The organism is Streptomyces sp. NPDC043996 (assembly GCF_056435225.1).
The window spans coordinates 683,184-697,601 of sequence record NZ_JBWKEY010000002.1 but is presented as its reverse complement, the minus strand read 5'-3'; the positions used below and the strand labels follow the sequence as shown (position 1 = coordinate 697,601).

The following is a 14,418-nucleotide window of genomic DNA, read 5'->3' as shown; positions in this document are numbered from 1 at the left end:
GCCGTGCGTCGGCCGCCCGGAGCGCGGGGGAGCGCCACCGGGTTAGCGGCGCACGCCTCGGGGCACCCGCTGTCGCAGAGTGAACGGACGCGACCGGCGACGAAGGGGATGAGAGGCGATGCAGAAGGAGGCGCGTGAGGCGATGGGACGGACGACGGCCAAGGCCGGGGAACTCAAGGAGCAGACGGTGAGCAAGGCGGGTGCGCTCAAGGAGCACACCGCCGTCAAGGCCGACGAACTGATGGCGAAGGCCGCCGACGCGGCCCACACCGTTCAGGACAAGGTGCCCGAGCCGGTGAAGGACACGGCGGCCAAGGGCGCGGCGGTGGCGCGCGGCCATCGCGTCGCCCTGCTCGTGCCCGTGGCCGTCGCCGCCGTGTGGCTGGTGTGGCGCCGCGGGAAGCACTGACCGCCCGCCGCCGGCCGTGACGCGGCGTCCGGCGTGTGTCTCGTACGACGACAGCGACGACAGCGGGGCGCGGACGACGTGGCGCGCGGGCGCACCCTCACCCTCTGGCCCCGCCCGCGCCCGCTCCCCTCAGGCCCACGCGACCGTCGCCGTGGCCGCCGTGGAGCGCGTCCCGTCCGGTGCCACCGCCACGAGCGCCAGGGCCGTGGTGGCCTCAGCGCCCTCGCGGGTGAGGGACTTCACGTAGTACACCTCGTCGTAGACCCGGCCCAGCGGCTCGGGCGTCCCGTCCTGGCGCTGCCGCAGGACGTCGTAGTACCAGACGCCCGAAGCGGCCAAGTCCCAGGCGAGGAACACCTCGGCGGCGGTGCCCGCCGCGTTCGGGTGGACCTGCTCCACCGTGAAGCCGGACGGCTTCGCGGGCGTGGGGGAGGGGCGCGCGGGGAGCAGCGCCAGCTCGCCGACGTTGATCCGGTACGAGGCCCCGGCCGCGCCCGAGACGCGCAGCGCAAGCGCCGCGACTGTCCGCCCCCGGAAGGCCGACAGGGGCAGCTCGACGGCGGTCCAGCCGGTCGCCGCCGTCGCACCGGCCGCGAGCCACGCCGTGCGGTCGGGGGCGTCCTCAAGGACGAGCCCCAGTTCGAGCCCGCTGTCCCGGCCGGGCCGTTCGGTGCGGAACACGAGGCGGGCCCGCTCGCCGCCCTCGACGCGCAGGCTCGTCTTGAACAGCCGCACGGTGGCCGCCTCCGAGGGCCGCAGCGTCCCCACGAGTGAAAGGGAGCAGCCGCCGTCGTACGCCGTGCCGTGGTCGTAGTCGACGGCGGGCGCGGCGCCGCCGCCCTCGCCGCGCGCCCACCACTGCCAGGTCGGCAGCACGTCCTGGGCCCCGGCGTTGTTCCACTCGCGGTCGGACCGCCGCACCCCGTCGAGGAAGAACGCCCGGCCGTGCCCGGTGTTGAAGCGCGTGACGAACGGGAAGGCGCCGATCGCCGAGCGCTCGGCGATGTAGTGCGCGACCCCGTCCCACTTGCGGTGGTTGTCGGCGTCACGGGGCTTGCCGTCGTCGGGCCAGGGCGCGTACTCGGTGCGCCCGGTGCGGGTGGGGTCCTCGTTCGGGCCCGACCAGTAGCGCCGCTCGCGCTCGAACGTGTTCCCCTGTTTGTCCGGGTCGCTCCGGTCGGGGTTGTTCGCCCAGGCCATATGGGTGCCGAACAGGGCCCAACTCGTCCGCGCAGGGGCTCCCTCGGGGAAGACGAGCCGGGTGTCGTAGGGCGGGTTGAAGCCGTACTTCTCGTTCTCCGTACCGAGGTACGCCACGTCGTACACGTCGAGGCCGAGCCGCCGCGCGGTGGCGACGGAGGCCGCCACCCGGTCGGCGTTCCAGGCGTAGTTGACGAACACGCTGTGGCTGACCGGCTTGCCCTCGTGCCGCACCCAGGCCGCGTTGGCGTCGTCGAACTGGTTGCGGTACGTGAGCTGGCCGCTCGTGGAGAGCGAGTCGTACCACTGGAGGTGGAAGCCCTGCGGCGCCTTCGACCGCAGGTACTTCAGGAACGCCATCAGGCGGGTGGCGTCCGCGCGGGATATGGACGCCTCCTGGTTGATGAAATAGCCGTCGAACCCGAAGTAGTCGGCCAGCTCCAGGAGCTTGTCGGCGACGGGGAAGGAGCCGTCGGGCCGCTGCTCCAGATACGCCGAGAACGCGCCGGAGCGCGGCCAGAACCAGCCCGCGAGCGACTTGACGCCGTTGCGGTGGGCGGCGTCCGTGTACGCCGGGTTGGGCAGGTTGATCAGGCCGTGCTCGGGGTCGGTGGTGGAGGAGCCCGCCACCGGCATCCCGTGCCAGGAGCTGTACAGGTCGCTGTACTGCCAGAACCGCGAAAGCCTGCGCGCGTACTGGTCGTTGTAGCGGTAGGCCGTGAAGAACGCGTTGTCGTAGTCGTAGGACATGTTCATGACCTGCGCCTGGGTGGCGAGGCCGGGACGGGCCTGGGTCGCCGCGAAGGGCGCGATGCGGGCGGCGAGCGGCACGCGCGAGCGGAAGTACTTGGCGTACGGATCGCTCGCCGGGGTCCAGGACTTGAGGCCCTGGGCGTTGTAGCCGTGCAGGAAGGGCTGGTGGGGCGCGCGGCCCCGGCCCTCCTCGGCGGCGAACGCGAGCCCGGCGGCCGGTCCGGCGAGCGAGACCGTCCCGGCGAGGCCCACCACCACCCCGGCGGAACCGAGCATCTTCAGGAGCGCGCGCCGGTCGACTGTGCGCCGGTCGACTGTGCGGGGCGCCGGGTGCTCTGTCATGCCGTCTCTCCTCGTTCCACGCCGATGACAACGCTGTCAGGTGCTGGTGGGGTTCTATCGGAGGGTGGGGCGGCCGTCAATGATCACGCCCCGGGTCGCCGCCCGGGAATACGCGGCGGGCGAGGGCGACTTGCTCACAGACATGACCACCACCGCGTACGACCCCCACGCCCTCCTCGCCGAGAGCCGCCTCGGCGTCCTCGCCACCCTCAAGGCCGACGGACGCCCCCAGATGTCACCCGTCCTGCCGTTCTACGACCGCGCCGCGGGCCTGCTCCACATCTCCACGCGCGAGGGCCTCGCCAAGACGGCGAACCTGCGCCGCGACGCGCGCGCCGCCCTCGAGGTCACCAGCCCCGACGGCCGCTCCTGGGCCACCGCCGAGGGCACGGTCACCCTGACCGGCCCCGGCACCGACCCGCACGGCCCCGAGGCCGACGCGCTCGTGGACTACTACCGCGCCGCGGCCGGGGAACACCCCGACTGGGACGAGTACCGGTCGGTCATGGTCTCCGACCGCCGCGTGCTCATCACGATGGCCGTCTCGAACGTGTACGGCGCCACGCTCGGCTCCCCCTGAAAGGCATCGGCGCATCCGCGCCTCGTCCTCAAACGCCGGACGGGCTGAAACCTGCCGGTCGCGGCACGATCCAGCCCGTCCGGCGTTTGAGGACAAGCGCGGACGCGGGTGCTGCCCGTGGTGGGGTGGTCGTAGTCCACGCCGAGTTCCGCGCATGCCGCCGCGTACCACCGCTCGCGTGTGGCTTCACGGCGCCTGAAGCGCCTTGGAGAGACGGAACCCCGCCCGTGCCACAGGCGGGGTGTCGGGGAGGAACGGCAGAGGGTCAGCTCACAGCGGTTACCGGGTGCTCCGGGGAGTCGAGCCACGCCCGCTCGCCGTCGCTGTCCACGGTGAGCCCGAAGCGTTCGAATCCGGGGCGGCCCTGTCCTTCCCACCAGCGGTGGGCGGCCTCCACTTCGTCCCACAGGCGACGCGGGCCCGACTGCCACACACGCGCCCTCGCACCGTCACGGAACATCACGCACGCCCATGAGCGGTCCGTGAGCCCGTAGAACCACACGGGTCGCGCACCGTCGCGCTTGTCGGCAACGACGCTCGTGCAGTCCGGCACGCAGAGCCCCAGTGTGAAGGTGCGGGCGCTGAACCGGTCGCCCAGAAACTGGGCCTCCGTGACCGTGGTGGACGACTCGTCACCGCTGCTCACCCCGTCCGTGACGTACTGCGCGTGGTCCACAGGCGGGCGGCACTGGGAGCGCAGCTTCATGAACTCCACGGGCCGCGTGAAGGACCCTGACGCGCTCTGTGCGTCGCCGGAAACGACGAGACGGGCCACGGCGTCACCGTTGGCGTAGTGCGTCCCCCAGGGGGCCACGATGACCCCGCGCGGTCGGCACTGCTCCACCCATGGGTACGGGATGGCCCGCAGCCCGCACGTGGCAATGATCCGGTCGTACGGCGCTGCCTCCGGGTAGCCCTTGAAACCGTCCCCGTGGACCACGTGCACGCGTGCGCCGAACCGGTCCAGAGCCGCCCGTGCGGCTGCTGCCACGCCGCCGTCCACCTCCACCGTGACGACGTTCCCGGGGCCGAGCCGGTGAGCCAGCAGCGCGGCGTTCCACCCGGTTCCCGTGCCGATCTCCAGGACGCGGTTTCCGGGCTGTACGTCCAGGTCCTGGAGCATGGTGAACACGACGCTCGGCATGGACGCGGAACTGGTCCCCACGGTGCCGGGCCCGGTGCCCGTGTGTTCCCCGTTGTCCCACTGTGTGACGATCGGCGCATCGGACTCCGCGTACCGCTCCCACGCCAGTGGGTCGGCCGATCTGCTGATGGCGACGCTCCGGGCCGTGCTCATGTCGAACGGCCACATCAGGTCCGGCAGGAACGCGGAGCGCGGCACCGCGGCGAAGGATGGCGCCCAGTCCGACGACAGGATGCCGTTCGCCATGAGCACCCGCCCCAACTCCGCGCGGCCGGAATCGTCGTTGCTGCCGTGTGCGTTCACGGGCGGCACGCCTCAGAACGCCTTCGGCTTGGGTGGGTTGGGGACTCCGGGGCCTCCGTCAGGGGTGGGCGGAGGCGGCGGGGGCGCGGGCTCGCCAGGAAGTCCGTCGCCGCCACTACGGCTGTTGTTGCTGAAGATGACATTCACCGTGTTTCCTCGTGCACGCTGACGCAGGGGCCCTCCCCGCGCCGTGGTCGTGCCCGCCCGGCCGTCTCCGCTTCACGGGGCGTGCGACCGGGCGAGCGCTTGCCCCGCCTCAGACAGTGCATGCTTGCGGCAGCTCTCTGAGGTGGGAGTCTCGGGTGCTCAGTTCTGGCTACGGACTTCCGCTTCGCCGTCCGGAGCGTCCTCGCAGGACGCGGCCAGACGCTGCCCTCGGCTTTCCGCAACTCGCAGTGCGTCACCCAACGCCTCAGACAGCCGGGCCGCAACGAACCGCAGCTCTGTCGGCGATACCTGCCGGGAATCGAGGAGTTTGCGAGCATGCTCCAACAAGTCAGCACCTATGCCTAGTTGGACAGCTTCCATGGAGTCAGCGAGTGCAGAGAGCCGCCCTTCGCCGTCCGTGGCGAGGTACACGCGCCTGCCGTCGTCCGCCGCCCACGGCATGAGGCGAGCAACCGCCGCCGAAGCGTCGGCCAGGTCCCGCCTGCGCTGCCGGTCTGCGTCCGTCCTGTGAACCATCATGGCCCCTGGCCTGCTCGACTCTGGGATGCCAAGAACCTATGGGCGCGGAACGGGGCAATCCATATACGAAGCAGGGCAGTTCACAGGCAGAGGTGTCGAAACTTTCACGCTTCGTAGTACCTAGCCGGTAACACTCAGGTGGGCGGCCATGCTGCGCATGTCCTGCGTCAGGGTCCGCTTACGCGTCTTGAGGAGATCCGCCATCACGTAGCGCGCCATGGGCTGATGTTTGATCCACTCACTGGACGTGTGGCGAACGGACATGAGTACGTCCATCGCGTCCTGGTGCTGCTTCAGCGTCACGTGCGCCTTGGCCACGTCCAACCGATGCCGGCCCCAATTCGGCGGGGTCGGCTTACCGAAGTTCCGAAGCGCTTTACCACCCAACAGTCCATCGTCGGAGCGCCGCAGAACCCCCCGCGCATCTCCCAGAAGCGAGAGGTCTTCGACCGCTTTCAGCTCTGCTGTCACGGGCCCGAACCCGCCCCAGTGGTCGGGGAACTTGGCGTGCTCGCCGTTCAGCGCGCTAGCGGCGGTCCCTGCCATCCTGCGGGCCTCTCGGGCTACGTCCGGGCGGTTGTTCCGGATCGTGGCAGACGCGACCCTGAGCCACAGCTCACCCCACACGGTCAGGTGCGCGGGCGTGGCCTCAGACATGCGGGGCTCGATCTCCACTGCCGTCTGCGCAGCGAGCTGCTCGCTCTCGTCGAACCTGTCCTGCCGCAGCAGCAGCCAGCACAAGCCCACGACGCCGGTTGCGGCAGTGAGCCTCTGGCCGGTCTCGCGAGCCAGCCGGATGGCTTCCACGAGGGCGTAGTACGCCATGTCGTACTGCCGGACCTGCGTGAGGTATTTGCCCGCCAGCAACAGCGCGTGGCAGCGGGCGATCATCGCGTGCTGTTGTTCCTCGCCCTCCAGGACTTCCACGGCCGCTTCAGCGGAGCGCAGAAGCCCCGGCAGCCGCTTGGCCACTGAGTCGTAGCGATCGGCCCAATAGAGCGCGTGGGCATCGGCTGTAGCGCTCCGCAGCGCAGACAACGCCTCGGCTTCCCCCCGGTCCGTCATGGGGGCTGAAAGCCCTACGGGAGGCATGAGCGCCTTCCGCAGCTCCACCAGGTACCGGCGGTTGGCTTCGTCTCCGACGACAGGCGTGGTGGTCTCCGTGGCGAACAGCGTTGAGGTGGGCACGCCCAGCGCACGGGCAAGCGCATGCAGGGTCTCCATGCGCACGTCGCCGCCTTGCTCCACCTTGCGGACGGTGCCTACGGAGAGACCTGCCGCTTCGGCTAGATCTTCCTGGCTCATCCCTTCAGTGCGGCGGTAGTTCCTGACGTTCTCAGCCAGCCCTGCGGCCATGGGATCACCCACCCTTCACGCCCAGCGTATGCCCGCCACGGCCACCAGACACGCCGAAAACCCCCGCACTCGCCGCCCCGGAGGGAGGCGGGCACGGGGGCTCTGGTGGCGCTGCGGGGCTAATCCCACACGTCCGAGTCCTCCTCCCCGGGCTCCGGGGCCGTGATGGCGGTGCGGGCGCTCGGCGAGAGCCCCAGCTCTCGGATGTAGCGGGCGAGTTGGGTGCGGTACTGGCCTGCGATGGTGGCGGCGCCGTTCTTCATGGTGCCGCGCTCGGCGGTCACCATCAGCCCGCGCTCAGACAGGTCTCGCTCGGCCCGGTCGATGCGGGCGGCACAGACGCAGAGGACTTTGACCGTGGTGTGGTCCACCTCGCCCACCCCTGCGGGTCATGGGCACTCGGGAGCACTGGAAAGGGGCGGGTCTGGGCGCCCCGCGAGGGACACTGAGGCCATGGAGGCCTGGGCGCGCTGGTGTGAACTCGCGGAGGGCCGGGGGGCGTTCGAGCGTGGCGTGGCGCTGTTGCTCGCGCTGGTGCACCCCGGCCTGCGGCACATCGATGGATCGGGCGGTGACCGGGGCGAGGACGCCGTCCTGTGGCTGCCGGACGGCACCCGGCACGTGTTCCAGGTGAAGGGCTTCACCGGCCGCCTCACCCCGGGGCGCCGCCGCCAGGTCGAGCGGTCCCTGCGGCGGGCCGCCGCACGGGCGCCCGGCCGCTGGACCCTCGTCGTGCCCCTCAGCCTCACCCAGGGCGAGTGGGACTGGTTCGACTCGCTCCGCGGCGCCTGCGCCTTCCCTCTGGACTGCCACGACCTGACCTGGTTGAACGCCAAGTCCCTCGAACACCCCGCCATCCGCGCCCTGTTCGAGCCCGGGGCGCGCCCGGCGCCGTCACCGCGCTGGCCCGCCGTGGCGGACACGGGCCCCGCCGACGCGGCCTGGGGCGGCGACGTCCCCGGCTACGTGGCGCGCGACGCCGACCCCGAGGTGCGCGCCCGGCTGCGGGCGGCGGCGCGCACCGGCGGATCGGTGCTCATCGTGGGCGACTCCGCCGCGGGCAAGACCCGCACGCTGTACGAAGCCCTGCGCGCGGAGCTGCCGGGCCACCGCTTCGTGAGCCCGGAGCACCCCCGCGACCTGCCCCTGCTCATCGCGGCCGTCCTCGCCGCACCGGAACCCTGCGCGCTGTGGCTCGACGACCTGCGCCCCTACCTGGACGACGACCAGCCGCTCACCGCGCACGCCCTCGGGCAACTGCGCCGCGCCGGGGCCGTCGTCCTCGCCACGCTCGATGCCACGGCCCACGAACGCCTGCGCGGCAGCCCCGCGCTCCGGCAGCTGACGGGCTTTCACCTGGACCGGCGCTGGAGCCCCGCCGAACGCCGAAGGGCCGCCGCCGCACCCGATCCGCGGCTCGTCCGCGCGGCCCGCGCCGACCCCGCCCTCGGGGTCGCCGAATGCCTCGCCGCGGGCCCCTGGCTGTGGCAGGAGCTGAGGCTCGCCGACCGCTCCGGCGGCAGCCCCCGGGGCGCGGCGCTCACCCGGGCGGGCATCGACCTCGTCCGGGCCGGTCTTGACGGGCCCTTGCCCGCCGCGGTGCTCCTGGAAGCGCACCTGCCCTACCTCGTCGACAGCGGCGGCGCCGTGCTGCGCCCCGAGCCCGCCGCGGACGCGCTTGCCTGGGCGGGAAAGACCCGGTGCGGGGTCAGCAGCATGCTGCTCCCCGCGGGCGAGGGCACGTGGCGCGCCCACCCCGAACTCGTCGCCGAGGCCGAGCAGGCGGGACTGCCCGTCCATCCCTTCACCTGGTTCGAGGCGCTCGGCGCCGCCGACGACCCGAACGCCATGTTCACCGTGGCGCTCAACGCCCACCGCCAGGCCCCCTTCATCAGCGTGTTCCTGTGGCGGGCGCTCGCCGACGCCGGGGTCGGCGGGGCCGCCAACAACCTCGGCGTCGCCCTCGCGGACCTCGGCCGGTACGAGGAGGCCGAGCGGGTGTACCGCACGCGGGCGGACCCCGAGGACGCCGTCGTGCTCCTGAACCTCGGGAACCTGCTGCGTGCGACCGGCCGCCACGACGAGGCCGTGGCGGCCTACCGCGCCTCGGGCGAACGAGGGCACGCCATGGCGTGGAACAACCTTGGGCTGCTCTTCAAGGACCGGGGTGAGATGACCCCGGCGGAGACCTGTCTGCGCAGTGCCGAGCTCGCCGGGGCCGCGGACGCCGCGTACAACCTGGGCGTGCTGCTCCAGGAACGCGGCCGCGCCGACGAGGCCGCGGCCGCCTACGCGCGCGCCCACGCCGCCGGGGACCCCAGCGGCCTGATGAACTGGGGGATGCTCCTCGCCGAGGCGGGCCGGTGGAGCGAGGCGGAGCCGCTGCTGCTCCAGGCCGTCGCCGCGGGTTCGACGGAGGCGATGTTCTGCCTGGCCAACGCCGCGAAGGCGCAGGGCGATCCGCACCGCGCCACGCACTGGTACCACCGCTGCGCCGATGGGGGCGACCTGCGGGCCTGCTTCAACCTGGCGAACCTGCACCGGGACGAGGGCCGCCCCGACCTCGCCGAGCCGCTCTACCGGCGGGCCGCCGACGGCGGAGTCACCGGCGCCCTGTACAACCTGGCCCTCCTCCTCCACCGGCAGGACCGCCTCGCCGAGGCCGAGGACCTCTACCGGCGGGCGGCCGCCCACGGGCACCGGAAGGCCGCCTTCCACCTCGGCGTCGTGCTGCGCCGCACCGGCCGCCTGGACGAGGCGATCGCGGTGTGGCGACCGGCCGCCGACGCGGGCGACGGCGACGCCGCCCTCGCCCTCGCGGCGTACCTCACCGGACCCGACGAACGCCCCTACGTCCGCGGCGTGCTGCGCCGCGCGGCCGACACCGGCGACGAGGACGCCGCCCTCGTGCTGTCCCTGCTGTGACCGGGCCCACGCGGCCCTGACACGCGGAACGGCACACACCCGGGCGGGTGTGTGCCGTGGACGCGCCCGTGGCGTACGGGATCAGCACGTCAGCGCCGGTGCAGCGCCTCGCGGAGCGTCGTGAACAGGTCCGTCTGGTTGGTGAGGCCGAGCACGCGGTAGGCCTGCGGGCCCTGGGCGGCGATGCGCACCTGGGTGCCGGTGTGCTCCTGCGCCTTGCCCGGGGTGTTGGTCGAGTAGTTGACCTTCAGCTGCTGGCCCTCGTTGGTGACGAGGGTGGAGGACAGGCCGGGCGGCTGCGCCTCCAGCGGGACGATCTGGCTGGTGTGACCGTGGTCGGCGGTGGTCACCACGAGCGTGTCGGGATGCTTGGCGGCGTACGCGCGCGCGACCTTCACCGCGCGGTCGAACGCGGCGGTCTCGCCGATCTGGCCGCACGGGTCGGCGGCGTGGTCCTGCTTGTCGATGGACGCGCCCTCGATCTGGAGGAAGAAGCCCTGCTTCGCGTTCTTCTTCTGCTTGGCCTCGAGCAGCTTGATGGCCTGCGTGGCCTGGTCGGCGAGGGCGGGGGTGCCCGCGGGGCGGCCGGGGTTGGAGGTGACGCAGCGCTGCGGCGCGGTGCCGCCGGCGGCGGCGGGCTTGCCGGTCCACTCGGTGGGCACGTTGCCGTCGGCGAACAGGCCGAGGACGGGCTTGCCGGGCTTGGCGGCCTTCAGCGCGGCCTTGTCGGTGACGACCTGGTAGCCGAGCTTCTTGGCCTGCTCGGTCACCGTGCGGCCCTTGTACTTGCCGTCGGTGACCTTCTGCTCGAAGCGCTGCTTGCCGCCGCCGAGGAGCACGTCCACCTTGTGGTTGACGCTCTGTTCGGCGATGGAGCCGGGGCCGCCCTTGGCGAGGGCGTCGGCCGGGCACTTGGCCATGTCGGCGGGGCCCTGGCAGCTGCGGTCGCTGACGTGCGAGGCGAGCACCGCGGGGGTGGCGTCGGTGAGCTCGGCGGTGGTGACGGAGCCGGTGGCGTAGCCGCCCCGCTGGGCGAGCTCCAGGATGGTCGGCACGGCCTTGTCGGTGTCCGGCGTCTTGGAGATGCGGCCGTTGACGGTCTTCTTGCCGGTGGCCCAGCCGCTGCCGCTGGCGGCCGAGTCGGTCACGTAGTCCGGGGAGCCGTCGGCGTGCACGGAGTACGTGGTGTAGCTGCCCGTGAGGGGGAACTTGTCCATGTTGAGGCGCCCGGCGGCGCCCACGGTGTAGTCGCGGGCCAGCGTGATCTCCGAGTCGCCCATGCCGTCACCGATGAGCAGGATGACGTTCTTCGCCTTCCCGCCCTTGATCGCCTGCTGGGCCTGCTCCTTGCCGCCCGAGGCCCCGGCGGTGGCCGTGACGGCGACGGCGGCGGCGGTGGCGGCCGCGACCACGGACGCGGCGACGGCTATGCGGGTACGGGCGGACCGGCGGGGGTGGGACATGCACGACTCCTCGGCTGAGTGCGGGACTTGTCCGGACACCTCACCAGGCTCAGATGAACCGGAGGGAACGCCTCAGCGGTGTTTCGTTGACGCTCGCATGACACGCGGTCCGGGCTGGCGCGGACTCCGCCGCAGGTGAGGGCCGCGTACCCCGCCTCAGATGAGGGCCGCGTACCTCGCCTCGGATAGCGGGCCGCGTACGTCATCTCAGATGAGGGCCACGGCCCCCGCCTCAGGTGAGGACCAGCGTGACCTCGGTCGCCTTGACGCCGACGTGCACGGGCGTGCCGTCGGCGAGGCCGAGTTCGGCCGCCGCCTGCGGGGTGATCTCCGCGACCAGGTCCGGCGTACCGGCCCCGGCGACGAGCACCCGCAGCCTGCTGCCGACCGACGTGATCTCGCGGACCGTGCCGGGCCACACGTTGCGGGGGCTGCCCTCGGGGCGGGTCAGGTGCAGGGACACCGCCTCGGGAGCGATGATCGCGATGGCTTCGGCGCCCTCCTCCAAGGGGTCGGCGACGACCAGACGGCCCCCGTCGGCGAGCCGGAGGGTGCCGTCCGCCGCGCCCTCGCCGACGAGCGCGTTGCGGCCGAGCATGCGGGCCACCCAGGGGGAGCGGGGGTGGCGCGTGACCTCGGCGGGCGCGGCGTCCTGCAGGGCGCGGCCGTCCTGGAGCACGAGGACCCGGTCGGCCAGGGCGAGCGCCTCGACGGGGTCGTGGGTGACGATCAGACAGACGCCGCCGAAGCCCGCCAGATGGGTGCGCAGCGTGTGCCGCACCTGGGCGCGGGTCGTCTGGTCGAGGGCCGCGAGCGGCTCGTCCAGGAGCAGCAGGCGGGGGCTCGGGGCCAGCGCCCTGGCCAGCGCCACGCGCTGGGCCTGGCCGCCGGAGAGCTGTCCTGGCCTGCGGTGCGCGAGGTGGCCGACGCCGAGGCGGTCCAGCCACCCCCGCGCCACGCGGCGGGCCTCGCGGCGCGGCACGCCCTGGGCGCGCAGCCCGTACGCGGTGTTGGACAGGGCGCTCAGGTGCGGGAAGAGGGCTCCGTCCTGGGGCACCCAGGCGACGCCGCGCCGGTGCGGCGGCAGCGGGGTGACGTCCTCGTCGCCGAGGCGCAGCGCGGCGTGGGCGCGCGGGGTGAGGCCGAGCAGGGCCCGCAGGAGGGTGGTCTTGCCCGCGCCGTTGGGGCCGAGGACGGCGATGGTCGTGCCGGGAGCGGCGTCCAGGGTGAGCTCGTTGAAGCCGGTGACGTCGGCGTGCAGGGGCCAGCGGGCCGACGGGGCCATGGCTTCGGGGCCGGGCGGGTCTGCGGGCGCCGGAGTCGCGGGCGGGCCCGCTGGGTCCTGGTCCGGCCGCGTGCGGTGCTCCGGGCGGCCCGCCGTGGCGCCGGTCCAGCGCCCGCGCAGCGCGATGAGGACGGCCATGGCGATGGCGAGGAGCAGCAGGGACACGGAGGTCGCGGCCTCCGGCTGCTCCTGGAGCAGGAGGTAGACCTGGAGCGGGAGGGTCTGTGTGCTGCCCGGCAGATTGCCCGCGAAGGTGATCGTGGCGCCGAACTCGCCGAGGGCCCGCGCCCAGGTCAGGGCGGCACCGGCGGCGAGGCCGGGGGCGACCATCGGCAGCGTGACGGTGAAGAACACCCGTACGGGGGACGCGCCGAGCGAGGCCGCGGTCTCCTCGTACGCGGGCCACAGGCCCGCGAGCGCGCCCTCCAGGCTGATCACCAGGAACGGCATGGCGACGAACGTCGCGGCCACGATCGCGCCGGTGGTGTGGAACGGCAGGACGATCCCGAAGGTGTCCTCGAGCCAGGGCCCGAGCAGTCCGCGCCGCCCGAAGCCGAGCAGCAGGGCGACGCCGCCGACGGTGGGCGGGAGCACCATCGGCAGCAGGACGAGCGAACGCACCAGCGCCTTCCCGGGGACGTCGACCCGGGCCAGGAACCAGGCCAGCGGCACCCCGAGGACCAGCGAAAGGCCGAGCGCCCAGAACGACACGTACAGCGAGAGCTTGAGCGCTTCGGTGACGCCGGGGCTGGTCAGGTGCTCCCCGAGGTCGCCCCACGAGGTGCGCGTCAGGATGCCGATCAGGGGCATCAGCAGGAAGGCGACGGCGAGGAGCGCGGGCACCGCCAGGGCCACGGGGGCCCGGGTGCCGCGGGTCCGGGGGGACCGGGGCCGGGTGGTCCGGGGCCGGGTGGTCCGGGCGCTGGGGCTCTTCATCGCGGGGTTCCTGCCAGAGGTCCAGAGGTCCAGAGGTGGGGAGAGCGCGTTCGCGTACGGGGGCGGCGGCCCGCCGGTGGTCCGGACGGCGCGGGCGGTGGTCCGCGCCGGTCCTGAGGAGGCTTGCCCGGCCCCCCCGTGGCGGGCAAGCCTCCCCAGGCGTGCGGGTGCGGCCGGTCGGGCTACGGCTTCTGGAAGCCCGCGTCCCGCAGGATCTTCTGCGCCTCGGCGCCGCTGAGCCACTTCACGAACGCGGCGGCCTCCTTGGCGTGCCCGGAGTCCTTGAGGGTGGCGGCCGGGTAGTCGGCGATGGCGTTCTGGCCGTCCGGGATGTCGACGCCCTCGGCCTTGCCGTCCGCCGCGGCGATGTCGGTCTTGTAGACGAGGCCCGCGTCGGCCTCGCCGAGCTCCACCTTGCTCAGGACGGCGCGCACGTTCGGCTCCTGCGAGACCGGCTTGACCTTGACGTCCTGGGCGTCGAGGACCTGCTCGCTGTAGCGGCCGACCGGCACCTCGGGGGCGGCGAGCACGACCTTGAGGCCGCTGTCGGCGAGGTCCTTGAGGCTCTTGACCTTCTTCGGGTTGCCCTTCTCGGTGGCGATGACCAGGCGGTTCTTCGCGATCACCGAGGGGGCGGTGGTCTCGGCCCGCAGCCCGTCCATGGTCTTGGTGTCGGCGGTGACCAGCGCGTCCGCCGGGGCGCCCTGGCGCACCTTCGCGGCCAGCTCCTGGGAGCCCTCGAAGGAGAACCGCACCTTGGTGCCCGGGTGGGACTCCTCGTACGCGGCACCGGCGGTCTTGAACACATCGGTGAGCGAGGCGGCCGCGAGGACCGTCAGCTGAGTGTCGCCCCCGGCCTTCTTGCCGCCGGAGCCGTCCTTGTCGGCTTTGTCGTCCTTGTCGTTGTCGCCGCACGCGGCGAGCAGCGGGGCGAGGACGGCGGCGGAGACGAGCGCGATGGCGAGGCGGCGCCGGGTGGGCGTCTGGGACATGGCGGAACTCCTTGGTGACACGGGGGCGCGCGGCCGCCCGAGC

The 14,418-nt window shown here is 73.0% G+C and carries 10 protein-coding genes; 3 read left to right on the top strand and 7 right to left on the bottom strand.

Features of this window, described 5'->3' with window-relative positions; genetic code table 11:
- Nucleotides 1-142: 142 nt before the first annotated feature.
- Nucleotides 143-409, top strand: a complete 267-nt coding sequence (locus tag AC07A4_RS07065; protein WP_478594066.1) for a hypothetical protein — start codon at nt 143-145, stop codon at nt 407-409.
- A 129-nt stretch (nt 410-538) separates the two neighbouring features.
- Here the strand turns inward: AC07A4_RS07065 and AC07A4_RS07060 are convergent, their stop codons facing one another.
- Nucleotides 539-2,704 carry an endo-beta-N-acetylglucosaminidase gene (locus AC07A4_RS07060; protein ID WP_478594063.1) on the bottom strand — a complete coding sequence of 722 codons (2,166 nt, stop codon included), beginning with the start codon at nt 2,702-2,704 and terminating at the stop codon, nt 539-541.
- A gap of 142 nt (nt 2,705-2,846) precedes the next feature.
- Between AC07A4_RS07060 and AC07A4_RS07055 the strand changes: the two genes are divergently transcribed.
- Nucleotides 2,847-3,284 (top strand): PPOX class F420-dependent oxidoreductase, encoded by a 438-nt coding sequence (locus AC07A4_RS07055; protein WP_478594060.1) that lies wholly within the window; start codon nt 2,847-2,849, stop codon nt 3,282-3,284.
- A gap of 265 nt (nt 3,285-3,549) precedes the next feature.
- Here the strand turns inward: AC07A4_RS07055 and AC07A4_RS07050 are convergent, their stop codons facing one another.
- The 3 genes from AC07A4_RS07050 to AC07A4_RS07040 all read right to left on the bottom strand — a co-directional run bounded on the left by AC07A4_RS07050 (nt 3,550) and on the right by AC07A4_RS07040 (nt 7,145).
- On the bottom strand, nt 3,550-4,674 hold the full coding sequence (locus AC07A4_RS07050) for a methyltransferase domain-containing protein (RefSeq protein WP_478594392.1): 1,125 nt from the start codon (nt 4,672-4,674) through the stop codon (nt 3,550-3,552).
- 864 nt (nt 4,675-5,538) lie between these two features.
- On the bottom strand, nt 5,539-6,774 hold the full coding sequence (locus AC07A4_RS07045) for a helix-turn-helix domain-containing protein (protein WP_478594057.1): 1,236 nt from the start codon (nt 6,772-6,774) through the stop codon (nt 5,539-5,541).
- 119 nt (nt 6,775-6,893) lie between these two features.
- Nucleotides 6,894-7,145 (bottom strand): P27 family phage terminase small subunit, encoded by a 252-nt coding sequence (locus AC07A4_RS07040; RefSeq protein ID WP_478594054.1) that lies wholly within the window; start codon nt 7,143-7,145, stop codon nt 6,894-6,896.
- Nucleotides 7,146-7,227: 82 nt separating this feature from the next.
- On the opposite strand from AC07A4_RS07040, the gene AC07A4_RS07035 reads away from it, so the two are divergent.
- A complete protein-coding gene (locus AC07A4_RS07035; RefSeq protein ID WP_478594051.1) occupies nt 7,228-9,699 on the top strand; it encodes a tetratricopeptide repeat protein in 2,472 nt (823 codons plus the stop codon).
- 89 nt (nt 9,700-9,788) lie between these two features.
- Here the strand turns inward: AC07A4_RS07035 and AC07A4_RS07030 are convergent, their stop codons facing one another.
- From AC07A4_RS07030 to modA, 3 genes are all read right to left on the bottom strand, one after another.
- The gene (locus AC07A4_RS07030; protein WP_478594049.1) at nt 9,789-11,162 is read right to left on the bottom strand and encodes an alkaline phosphatase; all 1,374 of its coding nucleotides are present in this window, start codon (nt 11,160-11,162) and stop codon (nt 9,789-9,791) included.
- Nucleotides 11,163-11,394: 232 nt separating this feature from the next.
- Nucleotides 11,395-13,383, bottom strand: a complete 1,989-nt coding sequence (locus AC07A4_RS07025) for an ABC transporter permease (protein WP_478594046.1) — start codon at nt 13,381-13,383, stop codon at nt 11,395-11,397.
- A gap of 182 nt (nt 13,384-13,565) precedes the next feature.
- Nucleotides 13,566-14,375 carry a molybdate ABC transporter substrate-binding protein gene (gene modA / locus AC07A4_RS07020; protein ID WP_478594043.1) on the bottom strand — a complete coding sequence of 270 codons (810 nt, stop codon included), beginning with the start codon at nt 14,373-14,375 and terminating at the stop codon, nt 13,566-13,568.
- Between the last annotated feature and the right edge of the window lie 43 nt (nt 14,376-14,418).

Coding starts and splice junctions, on each gene's coding strand:
- AC07A4_RS07065 (WP_478594066.1), top strand. CDS start 143: ATGGGACGGACGACGGCCAAGGCCGGGGAACTCAAGGAGCAGACGGTG.
- AC07A4_RS07060 (WP_478594063.1), bottom strand. CDS start 2,704: ATGACAGAGCACCCGGCGCCCCGCACAGTCGACCGGCGCACAGTCGAC.
- AC07A4_RS07055 (WP_478594060.1), top strand. CDS start 2,847: ATGACCACCACCGCGTACGACCCCCACGCCCTCCTCGCCGAGAGCCGC.
- AC07A4_RS07050 (WP_478594392.1), bottom strand. CDS start 4,674: ATGGCGAACGGCATCCTGTCGTCGGACTGGGCGCCATCCTTCGCCGCG.
- AC07A4_RS07045 (WP_478594057.1), bottom strand. CDS start 6,774: ATGGCCGCAGGGCTGGCTGAGAACGTCAGGAACTACCGCCGCACTGAA.
- AC07A4_RS07035 (WP_478594051.1), top strand. CDS start 7,228: ATGGAGGCCTGGGCGCGCTGGTGTGAACTCGCGGAGGGCCGGGGGGCG.
- AC07A4_RS07030 (WP_478594049.1), bottom strand. CDS start 11,162: ATGTCCCACCCCCGCCGGTCCGCCCGTACCCGCATAGCCGTCGCCGCG.
- AC07A4_RS07025 (WP_478594046.1), bottom strand. CDS start 13,383: ATGAAGAGCCCCAGCGCCCGGACCACCCGGCCCCGGACCACCCGGCCC.
- modA (WP_478594043.1), bottom strand. CDS start 14,375: ATGTCCCAGACGCCCACCCGGCGCCGCCTCGCCATCGCGCTCGTCTCC.